The following is a 14,156-nucleotide window of genomic DNA, read 5'->3' as shown; positions in this document are numbered from 1 at the left end:
TAGGGGTGGGGACTGTGAAACGGGTCGTAATTTGCGGACTCAGTCAGCGTGCGTTCAATATGTTTATTAAACCGCTCACAGAGGATTTCAATGAGCAATACAGGATTACAGGGCTTTTAGATATAGATCATCATCGGTATACACTTTGTCAGGAGCGTTTTCCATCACTGCGGGGCGTCTCGTTTTTTCATGAAGAGGCATTTGATCAAATGGTGAAGGAAGCAAAGCCAGATATCGTCATTGTGGCAGGCAGGGATGATACACATGTCATCTATATTTTGCAAGCACTTGACCATGACCTCGATGTCATCACTGAAAAGCCGATGGTTACAACAGCAAAAGACGCCAAAAAAGTAATGGAAAAAGAAAAGGAAAGTAAAGGAAAAGTCACAGTCACTTTCAATTATCGCTACAATCCATTTCATCGAAAGATCAAAGAACTCATTTTAGAAGGAAAGATTGGAAGGGTCACATCTGTTGAATTGAGCTGGCTCATTGATACGTATCATGGCGCTAGTTATTTCAAAAGGTGGAACCGCACGCGGCAATTCTCTGGCGGACTATCCATTCATAAATCGACGCATCATTTTGATTTGGTCAATTGGTGGCTCAATCAAAAGCCGAAGCAAGTATTTGCCTATGGGGCGCTGAATTATTACGGAGATAAAAGTCCTTGGAATCCTTTGCAGGGAGAAGAAAACAGGTATTGCGGAACATGTCATGTGAAGGATACATGTCATTATGAAGCAAGATGGAATCCAAGAGTAGTAAGCTCAAAGGTCGAGGACGATCATATCGAATCGGGTCAGAGTCAAACGCAGCAATACGCCAATTACCGCCCAGACGCCTGTATTTTTGATGAGGAAATTAACATTGAGGATACATATGTGGCATCAGTGGCATATGACCAAGGGGCCCTCTTCAGTTACTCGATTCAATTCTCAGCACCCTACGAAGGATACCGGCTTGCTATTAATGGGACGAAGGGGCGTATTGAAACAAATGAGTTTCATGTGCCATCCAGAATTCCTTTTCAATTCCCAGAACAGACGATTTCTTATTATCCGATGTTTGGGGCAAAAGAGACAATTGAAGTCGTGAAGCAGCCAGGAGGACATGGCGGCGGAGATCCTCTGCTTTTGGCCGATTTATTTATCGGGAAAGATCCTTTAATTCACTATGATATTTCGGCAGGAGCAGAGGCTGGTGCTTATTCAATTGCACTTGGGGAAGGCATGTGGCGGTCTGTTGCAGAGAAGCGTCCAATTGACATAGAAGAGTTGCTTCATAAAGAGACGGTGTCATAAGAAAGAGAGGAGGGGAAAGAGATGGATCATGATGGTTCAATGAGCAGAATGCTGCGAATGTGTGAGTGGGTGATGAGACTCGCCTATACGAATTTGCTATGGCTGCTGTTCACCATGCTGGGGCTTGGGATCTTTGGATTGATGCCTGCGACCACTGCGTTATTTTCGGTGATGAGAAAGTGGATACAAGGGCATGAGCAAGTGGGCGTTTTCCGGACCTTTTGGAAGGTGTACCGTGAGGAGTTTGTACGCTCTAACTTGATTGGAGTGGCGCTACTGATCATAGGGACGATTATATATGTAGACCTTGCGTTTATTTATCCAACGAGCTGGTTTTTGCATGTGCTTCGTTTTGCCATTTATATCTTTGGTTTTCTCTTTGTTGTGAGCTTGTTTTATATTTTTCCGCTGCTGGCTCATTATGATTGGAAAAAACGTCTCTATCTGAAATTCTCTCTTTTGCTCGGTATCTCATATTTACAATATACACTCTGTATGCTCGTTTTCTCGGCTCTGCTGTTTGTTCTCTTTGCTTATTTGCCGGGAATTGTGCCGTTCTTTAGTGTGAGTATACTCGCCTATGGCCATATGTGGCTGGCCTATCAAGTATTCAAAAAAGTAGAGTTTGAAAGTGAGCAGCAGACTGCCGAAGTGAAGAAACGCCTGCCGTCTTTCCTTCAATCGAAGCGGGTGAATACACAGTGATGCGGTTCATTTGCTATAATGGTGTCACCGTGATTAAAAGGAGAGATGAGCGCCGTGTCAGTAAAAGAAATCTCAATAGAAGAATTAAAACAAAAGCTAGAGCAAGAAGAAGCGATTCAGCTTGTTGATGTGCGTGAGGACGAGGAAGTAGCAGAAGGAATGATTCCAGAAGCGGTCCATATTCGAATGGGAGATATCCCCGAGAAACTGGATGCATTCGATCAAACGCAGGAGTATTATATTATTTGCCGCTCTGGTAAACGTAGTGAAAATGTCTGCTATTTCCTAGAAGACCAAGGCTATCAAGCGACCAATGTCGTTGGTGGAATGCTTGCTTGGACAGGAGAAACAAAACCGAAGCTGTAAACAGAAGTCCTTTCATCTCACAGATGAAAGGCTTTTTTTGTTCATATGCCCGCCCTAATGTGCATAAAAATAGAGTAGCGAGAGAAGGGAGAGTGGCATATGTGCTAAAGGTAGCTGTATTTGATGAAGAGCACGAAAAAGATTTGCAGAGTGAAATCAATCTTTTTTTAAAAGGCATGGATGACGATCAAATCATTGACATCAAGTACAATGTAGCGGTGATCTGTGAGCAAGGAGGAGAACAGCTCTACTGTTTTTCTGCCCTCATTTTATATAAAAAATAGATGGCCACAAAAAAGGACCTGTTTGAAGGGTTCTTTTACTTTGTTTAACTAGCGTCAATATATAAACGATGCTTGTTGCAGTGAACACATTGAAAGAGGTAGCCTTGCAGATCTCCGCCGTTGACGAGCCATTGTTTTAGGTTCTCTTTCGTTAATCCTCCGCCGCTGCAAATGTCTTCAATATCTTCTGTGAGTTCTTCCTCTAAATGTTCTATCTCTTTCCATCCGACATACTGGACGATCGCGCAAAAATCTCCGCAATGGCTTAACCAATATTCCTGCTGCCAGCCGCGATAACCTGGTGTTCTATAGATCAGTTCATCTATATATTCCTCTTGCTCAACGTCGTCACAGCTTGCATCGTCTTGAAACATGCCATCGTATTTCTTAGCGGCTGAACCATCTTTAATGCACCAAGGGCAAATTCCTTTCACATCTTCAACAGAATAAAATGGACCATGATACACATATTCTCTTTCTTTCTCGCAAACAGGACATGTCGTAGGCTCTTTTTTGATTACGTTTAACGAAACTGGATCTGGGTTGTACTTGAATGTAGGCAGCGTCATATAAACCTCCATGTTGTGAATCATTTCATCCTATTATTTTAAAGGAATGTGAAAGAGCATGACAATCTTAAATTGTTTGTATAGAAAAAAGCCGTTCACATGAGGAACGGCTTTTTTCATACACGTTTATGCTTTTTTTACTCTTGGACTTCTTGGTTTATTGACTTTGTTAGCTTGTTTGATTGCTCTTCGTTCAGCATTTAATGATTTGTACAGTGACACAACCATCAATATAATGACAATGGAGAACGGCAAGGCGGCGAGTTTTGCTGTATTTTGCAAGGCTTGAAGGCCGCCTGAAAATAATAGCACTGCCGCAACAGCTGATTGGATAATGCCCCAGCTGATCTTTACACTATTCGCAGGATTTAATGAGCCATAGGTTGTCTGCATTCCCAGAACAAATGTGGCTGAATCTGCTGATGTGATAAAGAATACAGCAATTAAAATAAGTGCCAAAATTGACGTAATCATGGCAAGCGGGTATTGATTTAAAACACCAAACAGCATCGTTTCAGTCGGCATACCAGCTACATCTATAATATTTTTTTGTTGTAAATCCATAGCTGATACTCCGAAGATAGAGAACCATAGGAACACGAGGATTGAAGGAGCCACTAAGACACCAATTAAAAATTCTCGAATGGTTCTTCCGCGCGAAACTCTTGCAATGAAAATACCGACGAATGGAGACCAAGAGATCCACCATGCCCAATAAAAGATCGTCCAACCATTAATCCATTCTCTCTTTTCTGGATCATTTGGTGATAATCTAAAGCTCATTTGTACAATATTCGATAAGTATTGTCCGATCGAATCTGTAAATGAATTTAAAATAAAAACAGTTGGTCCAGCAAAGAGTAAAAAGATCATGAGTATAGCAGCAAATATCATATTAGCATTACTTAAATATTTAATACCTTTACCAATTCCGCTCCAAGCAGAGATCAAGAACAGAACAGTCACGATCGCAATAATAATGAGCTGAGTCAAAAAGTTATTTGGAATGCCGAATAAATAGGTTAATCCACCATTAATTTGTGCGGCACCTAGCCCTAAACTTGTTGCTACGCCAACTACTGTTGCAAACACTGCGATACAATCGATCGTTTTTCCAATCCATCCATGAATTCTGTTTCCGAATACTGGGTATAAGGTGGAACTAATTAATCCAGGCGCATCTTTTCTAAATTTAAAGTATGCGATGCATAATGCGACAATCGCATAAATGGCCCATGCATGAAGTCCCCAGTGGAAAAATGTATAACGAAGGGAATCGCGGAAGGCTTGTGCCGTTTCAGTCTCTCCTGTTGGTGATTGAATTGCATAGTGACTGATTGGTTCAGCGGCCCCATAAAAGACAAGACCAATTCCCATACCGGCACTAAATAGCATCGCAAACCAAGAAAAAAGGCCAAATTCAGGCTCTTCACCTGGTTTTCCTAACGTAATTTTTCCGATTGGACTAAAAATAAAGAATAGACAAAAGCCGACAAGTAGTGAAATCACTATCAAATAATACCAGCCAAAGTCGTTTGTAATGTAAGTTTGAATCTGATCTGTGACATTTTGTAATGTTTCTGGAGAAAAAGCTCCCCACATAACGGCAACAAATGTGATCGCAATCACAATCCAAAATACACTTGATACGTTTTTCACACCATCTCACTCTCCTGTTGTTCTACACGTTTAAGCAGAGGATTTTGTTTAATATCCCCTATCTCAACTATTTTCAAACAAAAAGAGTCGAGTTTCTCACTCGACCTCTACTTTACCGTAACATGTTTTGCTTCCATTAATCAACTATCGATATGTGAAGATGATTTTTCTTCAATTCGTTTGCGAAGCCGGTAGACGTATTCTTTTAAACAAACAGCGAAGATGGTAAACGCCAACACAATGGCGATTTTTAACGGGGTAATAGACAGTTTTAAGAAGACAGCGGCTGTCAAACTAATCACAACTGCTAGGATAATCGGAAGTGCACGTCTTATCATGAAAATCTCTCCTTTGCTTCAAGTGCAGCATTCATACCGGCAAGCCTGCCAGTTACAAGTGCTGAGGTGATATTGTATCCGCCTGTATAACCATGAATGTCTAGAATTTCTCCGCAGAAATAAAGACCGGGCATTTTTTTAGATGCCATTTTTTTTGGTTCAATTTCTTTCACAGAAACGCCGCCTCCTGTGACAAACGCTTTGTCCAAAGAGAGCGTACCGTTCGCATGAACGATAAAATGTTTGCAATCATGGGCGAATGCGCGCAGTTTGTCCTTAGCAAGACCAGAAAATGTGTCTTGCGGATCAATACCATTTCTTTCTAACAAAAACAATAAATAGCGTTCTTGCATCCAAGACTTCAGAACATTTTTAATGGCCTTTTTCGGTTCTTCTTTTAAGTCTCGATGCAGCTTTTGGAAAAGCTCCTCATCATTAAGCTTTGGATATAAGTCTATTTGCAGACGGACAGTCGGCTGTTTTTTTAATTCTTTCACCACAAATCCGCTGCATCTAAGAACAGCTGGGCCGGATAAGCCAAAGTGTGTAAAGATCATATCCATGACATGTGTGACGACGGGTTTCCCTTTTTTATTTAAAACACTGACAGCCACACTTCTTAAAGAAAGCCCTTGGAGCACTTTTTCTTTTATAAAACGCTCATCTGATGTGACCGGTACTTCTGTTGGGAAGAGCTCTGTAATCGTATGACCAGCAGCTTCTGCCCATGCGTAGCCGTCACCAGTAGAACCAGTATGAGGCACACTTTTTCCGCCAACAGCAATCACAACGGCATGACTTGAAATTTTTTCATCATTATTTGTAACAATTCCGGCTGCTTGTCCGTCTTGATACAGAACTGTTTTAATCTTCTCATTCGTTCGAATGGTCACATTGAGGTTGCGGAGCCTGTCTAAAAGGGCATCCACAACAGATTGTGCTTTGTTTGAGACAGGGAACATACGTCCATGGTCTTCTTCTTTAAGTTCAATGCCGAGGTTTTCAAAAAACGAAATAATATCCTCGTTATTGAACTCAGAAAATGCACTATATAAAAAACGGCCGTTTCCGGGAATATGCTTGATGATTTCTTCTACTGGAAGGCGATTGGTGACGTTACAGCGTCCACCGCCAGAAATGGCGAGCTTTCTGCCAAGTTTGGTTCCTTTGTCAATTAACAGAACAGTTGCACCGTGCTCTGCTGATGCAATCGCGGCCATCAGTCCAGAAGGTCCACCGCCAATGACAATGACATCATAATGTTTCATGTTACATTCCTCTTTCTGCTTTCAGTCATTCATCTATTATAACGAAAATTGGGTAAGGCTGAAATATGAATTGATTGGTTTTGTGCCTTCTGTATTGGATTTGTTACCTGTGCGTCGAAATGATGTGGTAAAATAGTTGAGTTGAATATTCATTAGAAAAATGGTGGTTAAGCGCATGTCTAATAAACTGCTTCGTGGTACGTTGGTTTTAACGATAGGGACTTATCTCTCTCGTATTCTTGGTATGATTTACTTAATTCCATTTAGCGCAATGGTTGGAGCTACTGGTGGAGCGCTATTTCAATATGGATACAATCAGTATACGATCTTTTTAAGTATTGCTACGCTTGGTTTCCCAACAGCGGTATCAAAATTTGTTTCTAAATATAATGCAATTGGCGATTATGAAACAACAAGAAAAATGTTCAGGGCGGGTATGTCGGTCATGCTTGTCACCGGGATTATCGCCTTTTCTATTTTATATTTGACCGCACCGATTTTTGCCAAGATTCAGCTTGGCGGATCGAATGAAACAGGCGGTTTGACTGTCGATCAAGTAGTATATGTAATTCGGATGGTCAGTTTAGGTCTTTTGGTTGTACCTATTATGAGTCTTGTGCGAGGGTACTTCCAAGGGCACTCTATGATGGGACCGACAGCTGTTTCTCAAGTCATTGAGCAGCTTGTCAGAATCATCTTCCTATTAACAGCAACGTTTATTATTTTAAAAGTGCTTGACGGCGGTCTTGTCATTGCTGTCGGTTATGCAACATTTGCAGCACTTATCGGCGCATTTGGCGGGTTATTCACGCTTTATTTATATTGGCTGAAGCGCAAGGATCGGCTCTTATCGATGCAGCCGAATACAGGTGCTTCCTCCGACTTATCTTATAAGCAAATGTTTACAGAGCTGTTTAGCTATGCGGCACCGTATGTGTTTGTTGGACTGGCGATTCCAATTTATTCTTATATAGATACAAACACGATTAACAGAGCCATGATTGCATCAGGACATCAGGATATTAGTACAGCGGTATTGTCTATTGTGACGTTATATTTACCGAAGCTCGTGATGATTCCTGTGTCGCTTGCAACAGCGTTTGGCTTAACCTTGATTCCAACGATTACGGAATCATTTACAGCTCGTAACTACAAGCTGCTCAATAGACAAATTGATCAGACAATGCAGGTCATCTTATTTTTCGTGCTGCCTGCTTCATTTGGTATTTCGGCATTGGCTGGACCGGTTTATTGGTTTTTCTATCCGTCTGTTCACCCTGAGATTGGGATGTCAATTTTGTTCTGGTACGCACCTGTTGCGTTATTGTTTTCTTTATTCACCATTAATGCAGCGATTTTGCAGGGAATTAACAAACAAAAATTTGCCATTGTCAGTCTGTTGTTAGGGATCATTATTAAAACGGTTCTGAACATTCCGCTAATCAGCTGGCTACAAGGAAATGGTTCTGTGCTTGCGACTGCGTTAGGCTATAGTGCGTCCATCTTGTATATGTTTATCATGATTAAGCGCCATGCAGGCTATTCGTTCCGCAGGATTTTCAAACGATTTATTCTCATTGGTATTTTAACTGCGATTATGGCTGTAGTGGCGTATGTGACATGTCAGCTTGTGAGCCAAGTGATTTCGTATGAAGGTGGAATTGTTAATGCGGGTATCGTCATTTTGATTTCAATGATCACTGGTGGCGGTGTGTATCTGTTCCTATCTTATAAGGTAGGATTACTTGAGCGTGTACTCGGCAGCCGTATGCCGAAATTTTTAAGAAAAAAGAGTTAAGAAGAGGTGGAGTTTCATGAGGCTTGATAAATTGCTTGCTAGCAGCGGCTTTGGTTCAAGAAAAGATGTAAAGAAGCTGGTCAAGGCACGGGCAGTCACCGTGAATGGAGAACTGGCGAAGCAGGTGAAAGATCATGTTGATCCATCGAATGATGAAGTGCTCGTACATGGAGAGCGTGTAGAGTATAAAGAATTCATTTACTTAATGATGAACAAACCAGATGGGGTCATCTCAGCAACAGAAGATCTGCGGGATGAAACGGTTGTCGATTTACTTGAGCCGGAGGATATCGCAAGGGAGCCATTTCCTGTGGGCAGACTGGATAAGGATACAGTCGGTCTTCTCCTCCTCACAAATGATGGACAGCTTGCACATCAATTACTTTCTCCAAAAAAGCATGTGCCAAAAATGTACGAGGTTCATTTGAAATATCCATTAGGAGATCAAGACATCAAGCGTCTTGAAGAGGGTGTTGTGATTTTAGATGATTACCGGACGAAGCCGGCGAAGGTTGAAGTAGATGCGAATGAAAGTGAAGATACACGCATCCGTTTAACAATTACTGAAGGAAAGTACCATCAAGTGAAGCTGATGGCGCAAGCAGTGGGAAATGAAGTCATCTTTTTAAAAAGACGCTCGATGGGGGCTGTCTCATTAGATGAAGATCTAGCGCCTGGGGAGTACCGTGAATTGACGGATGAAGAATTAGACAGCTTAATCAATCGACCATAGATGTGGAACAAAAGAAAAGAACCGGCGATAGGCCGGTTCTTTTTGTTATATGGACAGTTCATTATACGCTTAAGATGATATTTTTACTTTTTTTCTTGTTGTTTCCCATTTGCCCCTGCTTGGACTATGAACAAGATCGTTATAGGCAAGCACGTTTAAGTCTCTTTGAATGGTTCTAGGTGTGATCCCGAATTCATCAACCAGCTCTTGTGTCGTCACAAGACCTTTCTCTTGAATGAACATATAGACTGATTTTATTCGAGTCATCATACGGTTTGTTGAAGGTTTCAAAAAACCACTCCCTATCAATAAGATCGGATGGACTTGACTAACCACAACTTACTACACTAAAACTGCGAAATAAGGACATGCAACAATGGTAAATGTTCGTGTTTCTTAATGTTTTATTCTATTATACACGTTATTATGCATCTAGTTCCACCAAAAAGTCAACTTTACGTGTTTTTTAACTTGTCTTCATGAATCGAAATATGGTATATACCATGTTTTGAATTCGGTTACAACCCAATGGGAGTAAGGGGTTTAGAGAATGCTGTTACATTCAAACGTCCAAAAATGAAACACAGAAAATTTACAAAATAAAAATTCACTGATTTCAAAAAGACACATTCCTTGTTAGAATGTGCCTTTTTTGTTTCTGTTATCCTTCTAAGAAAAAGAGCTGAATGAAAAATAAAATGGCAAAGATAAGGACAAGAACATGTACTTCTCTCCATTTCCCTTTTGCCAGTTTCACAAGTGGATATGAAATAAATCCAAGTGAAATTCCGGTTGAAATACTAGATGTCAGCGGCATGGAAAGAATCACAAGAAAAGCAGGAAATGCTTCGTCTAGCTCATTCCAGCGAATGCGTGACACGGAGTTCATCATCAAGCACCCGACAATGATGAGAACAGGTGATGTGATGGATGGTAAAGAAGAAATAGCCTGAACGAGCGGGCCGAAAAACAATGCCACAATAAACAGTGCAGCGACCGTTAAAGACGTTAGCCCGGTTCTTCCGCCAGCAGCAACACCAGATGATGATTCAATATAAGCTGTCGTTGGGCTTGTTCCAAACATAGAACCAATCGTCGTTGCAGCAGAGTCAGCGAGCAGGGCTCTTCGTACCTTTGGCAGCTGGCCTTTTTTCATGAGTCCTGCTTGTTCAGCCACTCCGATCATTGTGCCCGTTGTATCAAAAATCGTTACTAGTAAGAAGGAAAAGACGACCGCATATAAATGATGAGAGAATACATCACCAAAGGCAGCGAATGGATTTGTAATCAGCATACCTTCTGGCAGTGCAGGGATGTCCATCAGCATTTTAGGGAAATGAAGCTGTCCTGTTACAAGGGCAATCAATGTCGTCGCTAACATGCCGATAAACAGAGCGCCATTGATTTGAAGTACCATTAAAATAACAGAGATCATTAAGCCGACAAGCGTTAAAATGACAACAGGCGAGCTTAAGTTGCCAAGCTTCACTAGATTTTCCGGGTCAGCTGCGATAATTCCAGACTGACGGAGGCCGATAAAGGCAATAAAAAGCCCGATTCCGGCTGTAATGCCGTATTTTAAATTATCTGGAATGGCTTGAATCAGTTGTTTTCTAAGGGATGTTAACGATAAAATAATAAAGAGTATACCAGCAACAAATACCGCACTGAATGCTGTTTGATAGCTGATGCCGCCACCACCGACAACTGTAAAGGTGAAATAGACATTCAGCCCCATACCTGGCGCAATCGCAATCGGATAGTTTGCAAATAATGCCATCCAGAGTGTACCGACGACAGCAGCGATAATTGTTGCAGTGAAGACTTGGTCAAAAGGAATGCCTGCTTTTGAAAGAATTCCTGGGTTAACGGCAACAATATAGACCATGGTAAAGAATGTCGTCATACCAGCGATTAATTCTCTCTTTATGTTGGTTTGGTTTTCTTTTAACTGAAACATAAAATCCTCCATTTACGAACATTATTACAAAACAATTAATATAATATTCGTTTTATGGGTGGAATGCAACCTTTTTTCAAGGAGGAATGGAAAAAATGAATTGGGAAGCTGAAGTCATACGAAAAAAAGACGATTTGATTGAGGACACACAATCTTTTTTACAAATTGAAAGTGTCCTTGATGAAGAAGGTGGAAAAGAAGGAAAGCCATTTGGTGAAAAAGTCGATCAGGCCCTTCAGTATATGCTGAAAAAAGGGGAAGACGAAGGCTTCACAGTCAAGAATGTGGATGGCTATGCAGGTCATATTGAATATGGAGAAGGCGAAGACATTGTAGGTGTGCTATGCCATGTGGACGTTGTGCCTGCTGGTGACGGCTGGACAACCCCGCCATTTTCAGCAGACATAAGAGAAAATAAAATATTTGCACGAGGCGCCATTGATGATAAAGGGCCAACCATGGCGGCTTTCTATGCACTGAAGATGTTAAAAGATACAGGGATGAAGCTGTCAAAAAGGATTCGAATGATCATTGGAACAGATGAAGAAAGTGATTGGCGCTGTGTGGACCATTATTTCAAGCATGAGGCGATGCCGCAAATTGGATTTGCGCCAGATGCTGATTTTCCGATTATTCATGCTGAAAAAGGGATCATTGATGCCATTGTGTCATTTACATATCAACATACAGAACAACATCAGCGCTATACACTCAAGCAATTCACATCGGGTATGCGGCTGAATATGGTGCCGGATGAGGCGACTGCCACTGTGACAGCGGCACAAGAACACGATGCTGAATCATTAAAAACAGCTTTTGAAGCTTATCTTGCTGATAACCAATTATTAGGAGAGGTAAAGAATGCAGCGGATGGACTGCAATTCACATTAAAAGGTGAATCAGTTCATGCCATGGAGCCGGCGCATGGCATCAATGCGGGCATTCATATGGCCAATTTCCTAAGTGGACAAGAATTAGATGAAGACGGCCTTGCGTTTACCTCTCAAATCAATGCTTTATTTGATCAGGATACAAGAGGGAAAAAGCTAGGAATTGCTTGCAAAGATGACATTAGCGGAGATTTAACTTTAAATGTTGGCACAATCCGCTATGCACAAGGCGAAGAAGCGAAGCTAGGATTAAACGTCCGCTATCCAGTGACAGCAGACGGCAAGGACGTTAAAAAAGGGATCGAAGGCATCAAAGGGGCTACCCTTCTGAAATTTGACGACAGCCCTCCGCATCACGTCTCAAAAGATCATCCGCTTGTGAAAACATTGCAGCGGGTATATGAGGAACAAACTGGAAATCCAGCTCATCTGATTGCGATTGGTGGGGGAACGTATGCGAGATCTTTAGAAGCGGGTGTTGCCTTTGGTCCTCTCTTCCCTGGCAGACCAGATTGTGCACATCAGAAGGATGAATATATCGAAATCGACGATCTACTAAGAGCAACCGCACTATATGCACAAGCCATGTATGAATTGGCAAAATAGGAAAAGAGAAGAGGGATTCACAGTGAAAAAAATGTTCTTATGCTCTTCATTCAAAGACAGCTATTCTCTCTTGTCTGATTTTACGGGTGAATCGTTAAAAGGAAAACGTGTGACATTTTTCCCAACAGCCAGTGCCGTGGAAGAAGTCACACACTATGTGGATGCAGCTAAAGAAGCCTTTCATCAACTCGGTATGCAGCTAGAAATCGTTCAGATAGCTGAGCAGTCTACCGAAGAAATCGCAAAGATGATGAAACAAAATGATGTGGTGTACGTATCAGGAGGCAATACTTTTTATTTGCTGCAGGAATTGAGAAAGCACGGTCTCGATGACGTGCTGAAAGAAGAAATCAATAAAGGTAAGCTGTACATCGGCGAATCCGCAGGGAGTATCATCATGGCGCCAAGCATTGAATATATCTCCTTGATGGATGAGCGGCAGAAGGCACCAGAGCTTTCATCCTATCAAGGCTTCAATGAGGTAAGCCGCTATCCAGTACCGCATGTGCACAATACCTATTTAGGGGATGCTGCGCAGCAAATCCTAAAGAAGTATGAGCAGACGCTCGATTTATGCCCGCTTACTGATGAACAGGCTTTACTTATCACAGGGGAGCAGACTGTGATAAACACTGCTAAATCGTCCTAACCGAAAAACGAAGAAAAAGGAACAGGGATTCATTGCCCTGTTCCTTTTTTAATCTTGAAAAACATCACTTGATAAGTATCGTTCGCCTGTATCTGCTGTCATACAGATCACAATTTGATCTGATGGCAATTGCTTGGCTGTTTCAATTGCAGCATAGCAGGCTGCACCAGATGATGGACCAACTAAAATTCCTTCAAGCCGGGCAAGCTGACGTGTGATTGTGTACGCATCTTCATCGCTTACTTGCACGATCTCATCATAGACATGCTCATTTAAAATATGGGGAATAAATCCCGGGCTCGTGCCAACGAGTTTATGTTTGCCAGGTTTCCCGCCAGATAAGACTGGAGACCCCTTCGGCTCTGCCACACGTATGGTCAAATGAGGGAATGCTTTCTTTAATTCCTCACCAGTGCCTGTAATGGTTCCGCCAGTTCCTGCTGTTGCGACAAAGGCTCCAAGTGGCTTTCCAAGTTGCTTGACAGCTTCTATGATTTCAACAGCCGTTGTGCCTCTATGTGCATCTGGATTCGCTCTATTATCAAATTGCATCGGGATAAAGCTATGAGGAATTTGAGCTGCCAGTTCCTCTGCTTTGCGAATACAGCCTGGCATTTTTTCTTCTCCTGGGGTTAAAATGACCTCCGCCCCGTAAGCCTTCAAAATATTGATTCGTTCCTTTGTCATCGTATCAGGCATCACAAGGATGGCTTGATACCCTCTAGCTGCTGCGTTCATGGCTAAACCAATCCCTGTATTCCCACTCGTCGGTTCAATAATGGTCGCTCCTTTTGTCAGCTTCCCTTGTCTTTCAGCCTCGACGATCATATTGTAAGCAGCGCGGTCCTTCACACTGCCGCTAGGATTGAACGATTCCAGCTTTAAATAAACAGCTGCTGCGTTGTCTGGCTGAAGCCTCTGTAATTGAACAAGTGGTGTATCGCCAATTAGCTCAGCTATATTTTGTGCAACCTTCATCATGTGACACCCTTTCTTCTCATTCCGCATTTCTTTAGTTATACTA

At 41.9% G+C, this 14,156-nt stretch carries 15 protein-coding genes; 8 read left to right on the top strand and 7 right to left on the bottom strand.

Annotation, left to right across the window (positions count from 1 at the left end; all coding sequences use genetic code 11):
• Positions 1-14 precede the first annotated feature (14 nt).
• From MHI16_RS13755 to MHI16_RS13740, 4 genes are all read left to right on the top strand, one after another.
• Positions 15-1,307, top strand: a complete 1,293-nt coding sequence (locus tag MHI16_RS13755) for a Gfo/Idh/MocA family oxidoreductase (RefSeq protein WP_058015021.1) — start codon at positions 15-17, stop codon at positions 1,305-1,307.
• A 21-nt stretch (positions 1,308-1,328) separates the two neighbouring features.
• Positions 1,329-2,012, top strand: coding sequence for a YesL family protein (locus tag MHI16_RS13750; protein WP_058015022.1), 684 nt, complete (start codon positions 1,329-1,331; stop codon positions 2,010-2,012).
• 54 nt (positions 2,013-2,066) lie between these two features.
• On the top strand, positions 2,067-2,378 hold the full coding sequence (locus MHI16_RS13745; RefSeq protein WP_003217560.1) for a rhodanese-like domain-containing protein: 312 nt from the start codon (positions 2,067-2,069) through the stop codon (positions 2,376-2,378).
• Between the two features lie 101 nt (positions 2,379-2,479).
• Complete coding sequence (locus MHI16_RS13740; protein WP_003217582.1) at positions 2,480-2,662, top strand: sporulation protein Cse60; 183 nt, start codon at positions 2,480-2,482, stop codon at positions 2,660-2,662.
• Between the two features lie 44 nt (positions 2,663-2,706).
• Here MHI16_RS13740 and MHI16_RS13735 read toward each other — a convergent pair whose 3' ends face one another.
• The 4 genes from MHI16_RS13735 to MHI16_RS13720 form a co-directional block, all read right to left on the bottom strand.
• Complete coding sequence (locus MHI16_RS13735; RefSeq protein WP_058015023.1) at positions 2,707-3,231, bottom strand: CbrC family protein; 525 nt, start codon at positions 3,229-3,231, stop codon at positions 2,707-2,709.
• Positions 3,232-3,357: 126 nt separating this feature from the next.
• Positions 3,358-4,890 carry a BCCT family transporter gene (locus MHI16_RS13730; RefSeq protein ID WP_058015024.1) on the bottom strand — a complete coding sequence of 511 codons (1,533 nt, stop codon included), beginning with the start codon at positions 4,888-4,890 and terminating at the stop codon, positions 3,358-3,360.
• 140 nt (positions 4,891-5,030) lie between these two features.
• Positions 5,031-5,228: a hypothetical protein gene (locus tag MHI16_RS13725; protein ID WP_058015025.1), complete on the bottom strand. Its 198-nt coding sequence runs from the start codon at positions 5,226-5,228 to the stop codon at positions 5,031-5,033.
• The gene (locus MHI16_RS13720; protein WP_058015026.1) at positions 5,225-6,496 is read right to left on the bottom strand and encodes an NAD(P)/FAD-dependent oxidoreductase; all 1,272 of its coding nucleotides are present in this window, start codon (positions 6,494-6,496) and stop codon (positions 5,225-5,227) included. Before MHI16_RS13720 ends, MHI16_RS13725 begins: the two co-directional genes overlap by 4 nt.
• 175 nt (positions 6,497-6,671) lie before the next feature.
• On the opposite strand from MHI16_RS13720, the gene MHI16_RS13715 reads away from it, so the two are divergent.
• Entirely contained in the window at positions 6,672-8,294 is a 1,623-nt protein-coding gene (locus MHI16_RS13715; protein WP_041815845.1) for a polysaccharide biosynthesis protein, read from the top strand.
• A gap of 16 nt (positions 8,295-8,310) precedes the next feature.
• Positions 8,311-9,027: a pseudouridine synthase gene (locus tag MHI16_RS13710; protein ID WP_058015027.1), complete on the top strand. Its 717-nt coding sequence runs from the start codon at positions 8,311-8,313 to the stop codon at positions 9,025-9,027.
• Positions 9,028-9,096: 69 nt separating this feature from the next.
• On the opposite strand, the gene MHI16_RS13705 is transcribed toward MHI16_RS13710, so the two are convergent.
• Together MHI16_RS13705 and MHI16_RS13700 are read right to left on the bottom strand one after the other, a co-directional pair.
• A complete protein-coding gene (locus MHI16_RS13705; protein ID WP_008356419.1) occupies positions 9,097-9,318 on the bottom strand; it encodes a DeoR family transcriptional regulator in 222 nt (73 codons plus the stop codon).
• Between the two features lie 370 nt (positions 9,319-9,688).
• A complete protein-coding gene (locus tag MHI16_RS13700) occupies positions 9,689-10,987 on the bottom strand; it encodes an NCS2 family permease (RefSeq protein ID WP_058015028.1) in 1,299 nt (432 codons plus the stop codon).
• A gap of 95 nt (positions 10,988-11,082) precedes the next feature.
• On the opposite strand from MHI16_RS13700, the gene pepV reads away from it, so the two are divergent.
• Together pepV and MHI16_RS13690 are read left to right on the top strand one after the other, a co-directional pair.
• On the top strand, positions 11,083-12,483 hold the full coding sequence (gene pepV, locus MHI16_RS13695; RefSeq protein ID WP_342497990.1) for a dipeptidase PepV: 1,401 nt from the start codon (positions 11,083-11,085) through the stop codon (positions 12,481-12,483).
• Positions 12,484-12,505: 22 nt separating this feature from the next.
• Positions 12,506-13,132, top strand: coding sequence for a Type 1 glutamine amidotransferase-like domain-containing protein (locus tag MHI16_RS13690; RefSeq protein WP_180310341.1), 627 nt, complete (start codon positions 12,506-12,508; stop codon positions 13,130-13,132).
• A gap of 48 nt (positions 13,133-13,180) precedes the next feature.
• Here the strand turns inward: MHI16_RS13690 and cysK are convergent, their stop codons facing one another.
• Complete coding sequence (gene cysK / locus MHI16_RS13685; protein WP_144462530.1) at positions 13,181-14,113, bottom strand: cysteine synthase A; 933 nt, start codon at positions 14,111-14,113, stop codon at positions 13,181-13,183.
• Positions 14,114-14,156: the final 43 nt, after the last annotated feature.

It is taken from the genome of Bacillus sp. FSL K6-0923 (genome assembly GCF_038630825.1).
Taxonomy (GTDB): Bacteria; Bacillota; Bacilli; order Bacillales; family Bacillaceae; genus Bacillus; species Bacillus pumilus.
Note: the sequence above shows the minus strand (reverse complement) of the source record. Positions and strands in the feature narration are given on the sequence as shown.